The sequence below is a fragment of the Micromonospora sp. NPDC049048 genome, assembly GCF_043197615.1.
Classification (GTDB): Bacteria; Actinomycetota; Actinomycetes; order Mycobacteriales; family Micromonosporaceae; genus Micromonospora.
The window spans coordinates 201,307-213,457 of record NZ_JBICTM010000004.1 but is presented as its reverse complement, the minus strand read 5'-3'; the positions used below and the strand labels follow the sequence as shown (position 1 = coordinate 213,457).

Annotated in this window: 9 protein-coding genes; 4 read left to right on the top strand and 5 right to left on the bottom strand. The window is 73.0% G+C overall.

Annotated features, from left to right (window positions below; genetic code table 11):
* Positions 1-32: 32 nt before the first annotated feature.
* From ACGFIG_RS15605 to ACGFIG_RS15595, 3 genes are all read right to left on the bottom strand, one after another.
* Positions 33-899: a MauE/DoxX family redox-associated membrane protein gene (locus ACGFIG_RS15605; RefSeq protein ID WP_393003271.1), complete on the bottom strand. Its 867-nt coding sequence runs from the start codon at positions 897-899 to the stop codon at positions 33-35.
* A gap of 66 nt (positions 900-965) precedes the next feature.
* A complete protein-coding gene (locus ACGFIG_RS15600) occupies positions 966-1,562 on the bottom strand; it encodes a cell wall protein (protein ID WP_393003269.1) in 597 nt (198 codons plus the stop codon).
* A 16-nt stretch (positions 1,563-1,578) separates the two neighbouring features.
* Positions 1,579-1,992, bottom strand: a complete 414-nt coding sequence (locus tag ACGFIG_RS15595; protein ID WP_393003267.1) for a hypothetical protein — start codon at positions 1,990-1,992, stop codon at positions 1,579-1,581.
* 281 nt (positions 1,993-2,273) lie between these two features.
* On the opposite strand from ACGFIG_RS15595, the gene ACGFIG_RS15590 reads away from it, so the two are divergent.
* Positions 2,274-2,639 carry a hypothetical protein gene (locus tag ACGFIG_RS15590; protein ID WP_393003265.1) on the top strand — a complete coding sequence of 122 codons (366 nt, stop codon included), beginning with the start codon at positions 2,274-2,276 and terminating at the stop codon, positions 2,637-2,639.
* Between the two features lie 54 nt (positions 2,640-2,693).
* Here the strand turns inward: ACGFIG_RS15590 and ACGFIG_RS15585 are convergent, their stop codons facing one another.
* A complete protein-coding gene (locus ACGFIG_RS15585) occupies positions 2,694-4,562 on the bottom strand; it encodes an adenylyl cyclase (RefSeq protein WP_393003768.1) in 1,869 nt (622 codons plus the stop codon).
* Positions 4,563-4,960: 398 nt separating this feature from the next.
* On the opposite strand from ACGFIG_RS15585, the gene ACGFIG_RS15580 reads away from it, so the two are divergent.
* The 3 genes from ACGFIG_RS15580 (at position 4,961) to ACGFIG_RS15570 (ending at position 9,514) form a co-directional block, all read left to right on the top strand.
* Positions 4,961-6,775 (top strand): DUF6461 domain-containing protein, encoded by a 1,815-nt coding sequence (locus tag ACGFIG_RS15580; RefSeq protein WP_393003263.1) that lies wholly within the window; start codon positions 4,961-4,963, stop codon positions 6,773-6,775.
* A gap of 199 nt (positions 6,776-6,974) precedes the next feature.
* A complete protein-coding gene (locus ACGFIG_RS15575; RefSeq protein ID WP_393003261.1) occupies positions 6,975-7,823 on the top strand; it encodes an ATP-grasp domain-containing protein in 849 nt (282 codons plus the stop codon).
* 290 nt (positions 7,824-8,113) lie between these two features.
* Entirely contained in the window at positions 8,114-9,514 is a 1,401-nt protein-coding gene (locus ACGFIG_RS15570; RefSeq protein ID WP_393003259.1) for an endo-1,4-beta-xylanase, read from the top strand.
* A 169-nt stretch (positions 9,515-9,683) separates the two neighbouring features.
* On the opposite strand, the gene ACGFIG_RS15565 is transcribed toward ACGFIG_RS15570, so the two are convergent.
* A complete protein-coding gene (locus ACGFIG_RS15565; RefSeq protein WP_393003257.1) occupies positions 9,684-11,711 on the bottom strand; it encodes a hypothetical protein in 2,028 nt (675 codons plus the stop codon).
* Between the last annotated feature and the right edge of the window lie 440 nt (positions 11,712-12,151).

The window sequence follows — 12,151 nt, the reverse complement described above, 5'->3', positions numbered from 1 at the left end:
GCTCCGGTCGCACCTTCGGGTCACCGACGGGGTCAGGCGGGGGCGACCGGGAGCCGGGGACCGGTGGGTGGTGCCGTGGCGGCCAGACTGAGCAGGGTCTGTCCGGTGGCGTCGTCGACCACGGCGACCCGTACGGCGTCGGGTGCCCGGTCGGCCAGCGGCACGGCGAACACGGCGGTCATCGGTCGACCCTGGTAGCGCCCGGCGTGCCCGACGAAGCGCCAGTCGCCGTCGTCCCAGTGTTCCCGTACGTCCGAGCGGAGCAGCGGTGCCACGCGCCGGTAGGCGTCGCTGAGCTGTAGTTGCTGGACGGTGGCCAGCAGCGGCACGCCCGCGCCGCCGCGTAGCGGGTGGGTCAGCCGGGCGCGCAGCCGGCGCAGCGGCAGCAGCCACGTCCGGTCCAGCTCGGGTGAGAGTGCCACCACCGTCGCCAGTTCGGCGAGCAGCACGGCGCCAGCGGCCACGGGTCGGTCGGCGAGCGCGGCCGACCAGCCGTCGGTGGCCGTCCAGGCCAGTCCGCCCGCGGCCAGCAGCAGCCCGGCCCGGGCCAGGCTGCGGTCGGTGACGGGGGTCGGGGTGGCGCTCAGGCAGCCGCAGGACGATGCCGGTGCGGCTCGGCGGGAGTACGCGAGGAAGCCGAGGAAACCGGCTGCCAGCACGGCTGCGGCTACCGCCTCCAGGCGGTGGACGGGCGGCAGCAGGAGCAGCGCGCCGAGCGTCAGCTCGACGCCGCCGAGCAGCCGGTACGCGGGCAACGCCCGGCGTTGGCCGAGCAGTGGGGTGAGCGCGGAGTGGCCGGCCGCCGTGGCGGCGTGCCGGCTGACGAGCTTCACCCGGGCGGACCAGACCAGCACCGCACCGACGACCAGCGGTTGCAGCGCCGCGAGCATGTCGATCATGGAACCTCCATCGGATGGTCCGGGACAGGTCCCGGCGGTCGCGGGTGTGCCGCCGGGACCTGCGGGCTATGCGGCGGCGTAGACGGTGGCGATGTCGATCTCGTTGGTGTCCGGATGCCAGGCGCCGAGCACCTGCACGTGCCGGCCGACGCGCAGCAGCGACAGGTCGCTGACGGCCGGGGTGCCGTTGTAGACGGCGGCGGAGCGGTCCGGCACGACGTGCGCGACGATCCGGTGGCCCTTGTGGTCGAGGTGCAGCAGGTTGCGCCCGACCGCGGCGATGTGCGCGTGCAGGTTGACGATGTTGACCCAGACGGAGTCGGCGGCGAGGGTGCCGTCGGGCAGCCGGACGCCGCGGGCGTAGAGGCCGTCGCCGACGGCGATCCGGTCGAAGGTGGTCGGGTGCAGTTTCCAGATGCTCGTGCCGTCGGTGATGCGGATCGAGTGCAGTACGGTGTCCGAGCCGGTCACCAGCAGCATGCTGCCGGTGATCCTGCTGATCCGGCCCTCGGCGAAGTTCGGGTCGGGGGCGCCGGGTTCGACGACGGGGGCCTCGGCGGCGAAGGCCGCCTCGGGGGCGAGCGAGCCGAGGCCGGTGGCGCCGACCACGCCGCCGAGAGCGGCGGTGGCGAGCAGCCGGCGCCGGTCCAGGGTCTGGTGCATGGCGGGTCTCCCTCGTTCAGACGGAATCGACGGAGCAGGGCCGCAGCCCGGTGGAGAGACTGGCGATCGCGCTGTACGCGGCGGGCGTCAGGTCGATGATCCGGTTGCTGCCGCAGGCCGAGCCGCAGCAGGTGCGTTCGCCGCAGAACAGGTCGGTCTGTGGGCCGCAGTCGGCGATGGCGGTGCCGACGCGGGCGCCGTTGCAGAGGTTGGTGGTGTAGTGCCGGAAGCCGCAGCCTCGGCGGCTCATGCCGGTGATCCCGCACGCGTGGGGCCGGGTGATGGCCAGGCAGGCGTCCGAGGTGTTCGGCCAGGCGTGCTGGTAGTTGCCGGACGAGCAGGTGCCGCAGGCGCCTCCGCCGGCGGTGCCGCAGGGCCCCCAGGCGCTGCCGCAGCAGAACCAGGACACCTCTCCGGTCAGTGCTGCCATGGGTCCTCCCTCCGATTAATTGATCGATATCGATCAATTTCCGTGGAGGGTGATTGTTTCGGTACGAACAATCGAAGTCAATGGATGTATTCGAGTTCCTGCGTGCGCCGGGGAGATGCGCCGCGCCCCGTGCGGCACCGGGGCCCGCCGTCGCCGGGGGTGGGGTGGTGGATCGATCCAAAGAAATTTTTTGCCTCTGCTGGCGAGGGCCGTGGAACTTATCTCCATCGCGGGATACCCTCCGGGTGACACCTACCGTCCACCGTGGAGGAGACCGAACAATGCGCAAGCTGATGTCAGCGGTCGGAGCCGGGGCGATGCTGACCGTGGGGCTGCTGGCCGGTGCCGGCCCGGCACAGGCGGCGAGCTGCACCCTCGTGCAGTCCGAGATCTACAACGGCGCCAACATCATTCTCTGGTCACAGGGCTTGCAGGGCTGCTCGGGCGACGTCTACTGGGAGATCCAGTCGGGCGATCCCGGCACCAGCAGCTGGCAGGTCGCGCAGAGCGGTACCACGTACTACGACAACCAGGTGTCCAGCTACTACGGCGACGTCGAGCTGCCGTGCTACCTGCGGGTCTACGCGAAGTTCGGCACCCAGGAGAAGCTGACCCAGCCCGCGCACAACAACAACTGCGCGGGCTGACGAGCGGGACCGGACGGGGCGGGATGCCGCCCCGTCCGGCGTCTGCCGCGGCGGTTACCGGCTGGGGTAGCGCGTGAGGTAGACGGGGGCGCCGACCCGCGTCACGTCGGCCGCCTCGCCCACGCCGTTGACCACGTGGTCGATCGTGCCAGCGCTCAGGTTGACGGTCATGACGTGCCGCAGCCGTACGCCCGGCGTGACGGGGACCTCGAAACCGTTCTCGGTGCGGATCGACGGGTTGTTCTGGTTGAACACGTACACCCCGCCGCCGTGCAACGTGTGGTGCCGCACCCGGTCGCCGACCTTGTACCCGGCCCAGCCCTGGACGTCGCCGTTCATCCAGTCGGCCTGCGTCGGCGGGTCGTACGGCAGCTCGTTCTGGTAGAGGACCGTCGTGCCGTGCTCGCCGTTCCAGACCGTGTTGTACCGCTGGAAGTGCTCGACGAAGAGGCCGGTGGCCGTCACGTGGTCGCCGTTGATGACGGCGCCGTAGCGGCCGGTGTTCGTCCGCCAGCGGTCGGTGTCGCCGTTGACGCCCTCGGTGAAGCCCTCGACGCCGTGGTCCCCGCGCCACACCCAGGTGTGGTCGATCAGGACGTGGTCGGCGTTGACCTCCAGCGCGGTGTGCGTCCTGCCGACGTGCGGCCCACCGACGCGGAAGTACACGTCGGAGAGCGTGACGGGGTTGCGCGGGTCGCTGACGTTGCGGCCGTGCTCGCGCCCCACCCGCAGCAGCACCGGCGACTCGGTCAGGCCGGCGTCGATGGTCACCCCGGCGACGACGACGCCGGGCACGCCGGCGACGTCCAGCGGTACGGCGCCGTGCACGGCGGTGAGCGTGGCGTGACCGATGCCGAGCACCACGGTGTCGGGCCGCCGGACCTCGATGCTGCGGGCGATGTCGTACACGCCGGGGGTGAGCAGCAGGTGCTTGCCGCGGGCTAGCTGGCTGTTGATGACGTGCACCGGATCGGACGGCTTGGCGATGAAGAAGTCCCGGATGCCGATGGTGCGCCCCGGCGTCATGCCGTCACCCCAGGAGATGCCCCGGCTGTCGCGCCGGACGGCGGGGACGCGGACCTGGTAGCGGCCCCGGTCGTCGACGAAGAGGTACGGCTTCTCCCTGCTCACCGGCGTCGTGTCCAGCGTCGTGTAGGGCGGGTCGGGGAAGCCGGCGTCGTCCGGGGCGCCCACGGTGCCGGCGAAGACCTGGTTCCACACCGCGTTGGACCAGCTCTCGACCTCGCTGTTGCGGGTCAGCCACTGCTGCTGGGAGCCGTTGGTGGTGGCGGGCAGCCGGGAGTCGGCGATGAAGCCGCCGCTGGCGTACTGCGGGCCGGCGGTGCAGTAGTCCATCAGGGACAGGCCGCCGCCGCTGATGTCGAGCCGGCGCATGGAGACCGCCTGGGACACCGCCCAGAAGTTCGCCGAGGAGCGGCAGCCGTCCTGGCCGGCGGCGTTGATCGACAGCGACAGGTTGGACAGGGTGCGCCAGAAGTTGACCAGGGCGATGCAGTTGGCGGTCCCGCCGCCCTCGAGGCAGCGGTTGTATGCCTCGATCTTGCCGTTGACGGTGACGTCGGTGGGGGAGGCGCCCAGGCCGGAGACCTCGGTGTAGTAGCCGACCTTGACCTGTAGGGGCTGCGCGGGCGTGCCGTAGCTGCCGGGCTTGAAGAGGTACGCGTGCCGCGCGGTGCCCATCTCGGCGTCGACCTGCCGGGCGTGCGCCGCGTCGAGGGTCGCCTGGATCTCGGCGACCGGTGTGTCGGGGTCGAAGATCGTCACGTTGGGCCCGAAGTCCGGGGCGCCGTGCCGGGCCGGTCCGGCGGCGGCGGCCGTGCCGGTGGTGCTGGCGACGGCTGTCAGCACCAGGCCGAGGGCGAGCGTCCGGCGGAGCCGCCGTCGCGCGTCGGGGGACTGCATTCTCATAGTTCGTCCTCTCCGCCGGCCGGGCGCGGGTGCCGGGCTCGGCGACGTGGTGGGGAGGTGTTCCGGCACGGCGCGGGTGGGCGCGCCGATGGCCGGCTCGCGGTCGTCGTCAACCTGCTTCAAAGGGCGGCGGCGGGGGACGACGCCTTGTGAGAGCGCTCTCTCGCCATCGCGACTTCTGTCACGACGTGAAAGAAGGGTTGGCATGTTTCTACCCTGTCGATCCGCCCGGCGCTACTGCTGCGCCGCCGCGATCAGGGCGGGTTCTCGTCGAGCGACCGCGCCGGGCCGCGCACCGCACGACGCGGGTGGCGTGCCCCTGCCGGCTCGATCGATGTCGGTGTCGGCCGTCGATGGTAGGAACGTGCCTTCCGGTACGGGGGACGGCGGGGGTGCGCGTGATCGAGGTTCCTGATGCGGTGGTGGCGGAGTTGGCGGCACCCGTGGCCGCCGCGCTGCCACTCGTCGTCGCCCGTGTTCCGGCGGCACCGGCGGCCGAGCTCGGCCGGCTGCGGGCAGCCGACGAGGGGGGCGCCTGGCCGATCCGCGAATCCACGGTCGGGCACCCGGCGGTGCCCCGGTTCCGCTCCGGCTCCGGGGCAGGGCCGGACGACCCGCCGGTGCGGGACGCTCTCGGGTCGCTGCCGCCGTTGCTCGTCGAACGCCTGCTCGGCGCGCTGGAACTGACCGTGGCGGAGCTGGACCTGGCGGGCGGCACCCCGGACCTGGCCGGTCTCCTGGGCGCACCGATCACCGGCGCGTTCTCCATCGTCAGCATGGGCGGGCAGAGCGAGGCGATCAACGGCGCAGCCGTGCTGGAGCAGCTCCGGCCCGGCGTGTCGTCGCTGGTCGCCGCGCTGGCGCGCCGGCTGGCCACCCACCCGCAGGTGGCCGCCCATCTGGTGGTGGAGCCGGGGATCACCGCCGAGCAGGACATCGCCGCGGCGCACGGTGCGGCCCAGCTCGCGCTGGCCGTGGCCACCGCCACCGCCGTCCTGCGCCGGGTGGGCATCCCGCCCTGGGCCACCGAGGCGCCGGCCGTGCTCGGCGTCGCGATCGGCACCGCCGTCCTGCTGCTCCGGCAGGCCCCGATGCCCGCCGGCTACACCGCGGCCGTGCTCGCCCGGGCCCGGGCGGAGTACCTGCTGCCCCGCCACTCCAGCGGGTCGGCGCTGGTGTCGGGGCACCGGTTCGCGCTGCTGGAGGGCACCGGTGCCCCGGAGGTCGATTTCGGCGGCAACGGACTGGTCGCGGTCGTCCCGGGCGGTGCGGTGATTCGCACCGGTGTCGAGAGCGGACAGGTGCGGATCATGTTGAGCATCTTGGACGGGCCGCCACCGGACGTCGCGACCGGTTGGGAGGAGATCGTCGAGGTCAGCTGGCAGGCGGCCGTCGGCGGCGCCTCGGTGCTCGGGCCCCGCGCCGGTAAGTCGCACCGGGAGCCGGCCACCCCGCCCTGGCCGGGCGACTACCGGCTGCGGGTGCACGCCCGGGGGCGGGACGAGACCGACGAACGCGACGCCGAACACTACGAGATGGTGGTGTGGCAGGCGCCTGCCGCGCCCGAGATCGTGCATGCCCGTACGGACCGGCTCGGCCACCGGCTGCGCGGCGAGCCGGAGCCGGCGCGGCCCGAACGGCCCGAAGCCGCCTACCGGTGGCTGCGTCAGAGCGCACTGAGCGTGGCCGCGACGGTGACGGTGGTGACCGGGGCAGGCGTGCCGGACGTGCTGCGCGCCTTCGGGGCGGACCCGGCTCGACCGGAGTCGATGCGGGCCCTGCGCGAGGACCTGATGCGGCGGCGCTCGAGCGACCCGTGGGTGGCGGTGCTGGACGTCGGCGGCGCCGTGCTCGCCGTCGAGTACAACGACTGGCAGGGCTCGACGGGGCCCGTGCTGACGCGCGCGTCCGCCGGCGGCCGGGCCGCCAGCATGTTCTGGAACGTCAACGCGCTGACCCGACTGTCGTTCGCCGAGCGCGGCGAGGTACTGCTGTCGGTGGAGCCCTTCGGCGACCTCGGCGCGCCACCACCGGTGGCGGAGGTGCTCGCGGGCCTCGACTTCGCCGACCACCACCGTGGCAAGCAGCTGATGGGCCTGGTCGCGGTGCAGCGGTTCACCGGCCACGGCATCACCGCCGAGGACCTCGCCCGGATCGAGTCCGCCGACGTCGCCTTCCGGATCCCCCCGGACCTACCTACGCTGTAGCCGCGCCGGCCGCAGCCCGGTGTGTCCGTGTCAGGGGTGTCGTCGGCCGCGGTCGCGCTGCTGCGCGCGGCGTGGGCCGGTTACGCGTCAACGACCAGCCGGACCCTCACCTCCTCGCGACGGGCGGAGTGCCGCCGGCCGGTCCCGCGCCGGCCCAGCGGCGCTCGCGTCGTCAACGCCGATGGGGCAGCATGCAACCGTGCTCCTGATCGTCGCCTCGGACCCGCTACGACCGCGCCATCCGGACGCCCACTTCGCGCCGGAGGCCCGCGCCGCGCGGGAGGCCGGCGTCGAGGTCGCCGTCGTCGACCACGACGCGTTGGCCCGTGGCGACGACGTGTCGCGGGCGGTGTCGCGGGTGACGGCCGAGGGCGTCGCGGTCTACCGTGGCTGGATGCTGCGCAGCGAGCAGTACGCCGTCTTCGCGGACGCGTTGGCCCGACGGGGCGTCAGCCTGCGTACGAGCGGCGAGCAGTACCGGCGCGCCCACGAGCTGCCGGGCTGGTACCCGGACCTGGTCGAGCTGACGCCACGCTCGGCGTGGACGGTCGGCACCGAGCGTGCCGAATTCGACTGGGCGAGGCGTGCGCTCGGCGGCGGGGCGGCGGTGCTGCGCGACTTCACCAAGTCGATGAAGCACCACTGGCACGAGGCGGCGTTCATCCCGGACCTCGACGACGGCGATGCCGCCTGGCGGGTCGCCAGCCGCTTCCTCGACCTGCGCGGCGAGGACCTCGTCGGCGGCCTGGTGCTGCGCCGGTTCGAGCGGTTCACCACTGCCGAGGTCCGCACGTGGTGGGTCGACGGCGCCTGCGTCCTCGTCGGCGCCCATCCCGACAGTCCGCACGACACGCCGCCGGAGGCGTTCGACGCGGGCCCGGTGAGCGGTTCGGTGGCGGCGCTGGGGCTGCCGTTCGTGACCGTGGACCTGGCCCTGCGCGCCGACGGCGTCTGGCGGATCGTCGAACTCGGTGACGGGCAGGTCAGCGACCGACCGTCCACCATCGACCCGGCCGCTCTGGTCGACGTCCTGCGTCGCGGATCCTGACCTCCGAAACTTCCGGTGCTCCCGTCGACGTCGGCCCGGCTTGCGGGCAGGGCGTGAGCCTGCCCGAGGCGGCGATGGGGCGCGCATCCGTCGGAAGAATCCGATAACCGGGCGTTGAGGTTCCGGACATGTTCCGATACGGTCCGATGGAAGGGCTTCGATCAACTCACGGTGTCGAGGATGCTGACGTCGGCGTGGTCTCCGGGCGACCACCCCATCGGCACCGCACCGTGGCGGGCGGTTGCCGGGGCGACCTTCCTCATCCATCCGGTTCATCGAAAGGCTCTGCCATGGACAACGTTCCAACTCCTGCCGGTGGGCGCCCGGTCGCCCGCCGGGGGCCACGCGTCGCGCTGGCGTCGGTCGTGGTCGGTCTCTCCGCCGTCGCCGCGACGGTCGCGGTGGCGTCCAGCGCCAACGCCGGGACGACCCTGGGGGCGTCGGCCGCCGAGAAGGGGCGCTACTTCGGCGCCGCGGTGGCCGCCCACAAGCTCTCCGACACCACGTACGTGGGGATCCTCAACCGGGAGTTCAACTCGGTCACCCCCGAGAACGAGATGAAGATCGACGCCACCGAGCCGCAGCAGGGGCAGTTCACCTTCGGCAACGCGGACCGGATCGTCAACCATGCGCGCGCCAACGGGATGAAGGTGCGCGGGCACACGCTGGCCTGGCACTCCCAGCAGCCCGGCTGGATGCAGAACATGAGCGGCTCCGCCCTGCGTTCCGCGATGCTGAACCACGTCACCCAGGTCGCCACCTACTACCGCGGCAAGATCGACTCGTGGGACGTGGTCAACGAGGCGTTCGCCGACGGCGGCAGCGGGGCCCGGCGCGACTCGAACCTGCAGCGCACCGGCAACGACTGGATCGAGGCGGCGTTCCGCGCCGCGCGGGCGGCCGATCCTGGCGCGAAGCTCTGCTACAACGACTACAACACCGACGACTGGTCGCACGCCAAGACCCAGGCCGTCTACAACATGGTCCGCGACTTCAAGTCCCGGGGCGTGCCGATCGACTGCGTGGGCTTCCAGTCGCACTTCAACAGCGCCTCGCCCTACCCGGGCAACTACCGCACCACGCTGTCGAGCTTCGCGGCGCTCGGCGTCGACGTGCAGATCACCGAGCTGGACATCGAGGGCTCCGGCGACAGCCAGGCCACCGCGTACCGCAACGTGGTCAACGACTGCCTCGCCGTGGCCCGGTGCACCGGCATCACCGTGTGGGGCATCCGGGACACCGACTCCTGGCGGGCCAGCGGCACCCCGCTGCTGTTCGACGGGAACGGCAACAAGAAGCCGGCGTACACCGCCACCCTGAACGCCCTCAACGGCGGCAGCACCCCGCCGCCCACCACCGCGCCGCCGACCACCCCGCCGCCCTCGACCCCGCCGCCGTCCGGTGGCTGCGCCGCGACGGTCTCGCTGAACTCGTGGAACGGCGGCTTCGTCGCCACCGTACGCGTCACCGCCGGAAACACGGCGGTCAACGGCTGGACGGTCGCGCTCACCCTGCCCGGCGGTGCGACCGTCACCAACACGTGGAGCGCGCTCGCCACCGGTTCCAGCGGTGCCGTGACGTTCCGCAACGTCGACTACAACGGCCGACTGGCCGCCGGGGCGACCACCGAGTTCGGCTTCCAGGGCACCGGAACCGGACCCACCGCCACCCCCACCTGCACCGCGAGCTGATCCGTCGGCGGCCCGGCGGGGGAGACTTCCCCGCCGGGCCGCCGCAGGCACCTGTTGTTCCACCCGTGTGGCGCAGCGGTTCGACACGGAGGGCGGGCGTGTCCCGCCCTCCGCCGTCGTCACCCGGACGCCCGCCACCGCCTTCCCCCGACGTCAGGGAGGATGCGGCCTACGTGTCGCGGAGGCGAGCGAGCGTGTCCTCGATTCGTTCCTGTAGCAGCTCGTCGGCCCAGACGATGTCATCCGCGGAGCTGCCCACGCCGGAGCGGTCGTCGCGGTCGAGGAGTTCCTCCAGGGCGGGGATCGTCTCGACCGCCCGCAGCTCCAGGATGATCGCGAGGGCGAACCGGCCGCCGTAGTCGACGACTCCGCGGGTGAGCGGCTCGGCCAGCTCCGCCGTCGGTACGCCGAGCCGGGCGAGGGCTCGGGCGGCGGACAGCCTGCTCCAGCGGTCGCCCAGACGGTCGCGCAGCTGCGGTTCCAGATGGGCGACCGCCGCCGGGGCGGCGGACGCGAGGTCGGCGATGAGATCGGCGGCATGACGCGCGGGGGTGTCTCCGGCGACGAGCACGGCCTCCACCGTCGGCAGCACGCCCGCCGGTCCGGTCACGGCCGCTACCACCCGCGCCGCCAGGACCTGTCGCTCCCGCTGCGGGTGGATCCGGTCGGCGCTGCCGGTCAGCTGCGTGGTCGCGACGGGCAGCAGCGGCGCCAGGGCGTCGCCGAGCTCACCGACGTCCGACATGGACGTCCATGGCACCCGAGCGTCTCCGGTCAGGATGGCGCGCAGGGCGTCGAGCACCACGTCGGTGTCCCCGGTCAGCCGCCGGACGGCCAGGGCCGCTTGCAGGTCGCCCGTCCGCACCGCCTGGTTCCGCCAGTGCGGGACGGCGGCGTGCTCGTCGTGACCCGACATGAGGAGCGCCCCAGCGACCTGCGGACCGGCGTGCGGCATGGCGGCGAGCAGGTCCGGCACGAGCGCGGTGGCGTCCGTACCCCAGTGCCCGACCAGCCCCGCCAGCACCTCGGCGGACGCCGGATGGCTGACCAGTTGGCCCCGGACGGCGGCCAGGACCTCCGGTGTGCAGCGGACCGCGCCGGGGGTGAACCGGAATCGGTGGCCCCTGGCGGCCGCCGCACAGACCGGCTCGACCCAGCGCGGGTCACCGAGCCGCTGCAACGTCTCGACCGCCCGGTACTCGACGGTGAAGCCCGGTTCTCCGGCGGAGTCGGGGAAGCCGCCGGCGACCTCGGCCAGCACATCGGCGAACTGCCCCGCGGCCGCACCCGCCTGGCGCAGCACGTCGACGACCCCGTCGCGAACGTTCGGATCCGGGTCGTCGAGCAACGGCGCCACCAGCGGTACGAACACCGGCGGCGCCGCGCGCCGGGCATCGCAGCGCCTGCTCAACGCCCAGAGCCCGGACGTCCGGGTTCCCGGCTCGGTGGAGCGCAGCAGGTGCTCGACGACCGCGGCCGCCACCGGGGCGGACGGCGCGACCACGATCTCCTCCGACCACTCACCTCCGCGACTCCAGGCCCAGGTGACGCCCGCGTCGTCGTCGATCGCGGCCACCAGGGCGGGGATCGTGCCCGCCGGCCAGTCCAGGCGCGCACGGAGCAACGCCACCGCGGCGGCCACCCTGACCTGCGGGTCACCGTGCAGCGCCGCGTCACCCAGCACCGTTTCCGCGGCGGCGGAGTCCACCTCGCCCAACGCGAGTGCCAGCGCCGCCCGCGCCGCCGGATGGTCCTCCACCGCCCATCGCCGCCACAACGGCTCGGCGCCCGCCCCCGCCTTCGTCGCGGCGTAGGCCGCTGCCTCGCGGACCTGCGGGTCGGCGTCGTCGAGCAGGGCCACGAGACGCTCCCGTTGGTCGGCGACCGCCGCCCGTACCCGCGTGAAGGCGGCGCCGTAGGCGTGCCGGTCGTCGGCCAGCATGCCCAGCATCCAGGCGAGGTCGGTACGGCAGTTCGTGGCCCCGGCGGCGAGCTCCGCGAGGAACGGCACCGCGGTCACCGTGGCCGGGTAGACCGTGCCCTGATGGAAGATGCTCCCGTGCAGGTCGGAGATCGCCGCCGAGGCGACCGCGCCGTCCTCGGAGCCAGCCTTCCGCAGCAGTTCCGGTGTGTCGAGGGCGCTGCCGTAGGAATGTGACAGCTCGTCCCAGGCCACAGCGTCAAGATCGTCGAGCACGCGCGCAGCCTACGTGCCGTCCGCGACGGACGTCCGACCCCACCGGGGTCGCGGACCGGCCCGCTGATCTCCAGATGCGGGTCGAGATTGCGGTACGGTGCCGCTGACGGTCGCGAAGGGGCGGTGCGGCACGGTCCCGATCGGACGCCGGTCGTCGGCGGCTACGCGCGGACCCCGCCGACCCGCTGCGGTACGGCGACGAGGCCAGGGCGCCCGAGCCCCGAGCTGAGGGTGGACGCATGAACGCGAGAGGCGGACGGTGGTGACCAGGACCGGCTGGGCTCTCACCGGTGTCGGCTTCCTGGTCTGGGCGCTCTCGCCGCTCCTGTGGGTGACGGGGAAGCTTCCCCTGGACACCAGCCTGTTCATCGGCTCGACCGCACTGCTTCCCTGCATGATCTATTTCGGAATCGGAAAGCGTGGCAGGGGCGGCGACCGAC

Coding starts and splice junctions, on each gene's coding strand:
- ACGFIG_RS15605 (WP_393003271.1), bottom strand. CDS start 899: ATGATCGACATGCTCGCGGCGCTGCAACCGCTGGTCGTCGGTGCGGTG.
- ACGFIG_RS15600 (WP_393003269.1), bottom strand. CDS start 1,562: ATGCACCAGACCCTGGACCGGCGCCGGCTGCTCGCCACCGCCGCTCTC.
- ACGFIG_RS15595 (WP_393003267.1), bottom strand. CDS start 1,992: ATGGCAGCACTGACCGGAGAGGTGTCCTGGTTCTGCTGCGGCAGCGCC.
- ACGFIG_RS15590 (WP_393003265.1), top strand. CDS start 2,274: ATGCGCAAGCTGATGTCAGCGGTCGGAGCCGGGGCGATGCTGACCGTG.
- ACGFIG_RS15585 (WP_393003768.1), bottom strand. CDS start 4,562: ATGCAGTCCCCCGACGCGCGACGGCGGCTCCGCCGGACGCTCGCCCTC.
- ACGFIG_RS15570 (WP_393003259.1), top strand. CDS start 8,114: ATGGACAACGTTCCAACTCCTGCCGGTGGGCGCCCGGTCGCCCGCCGG.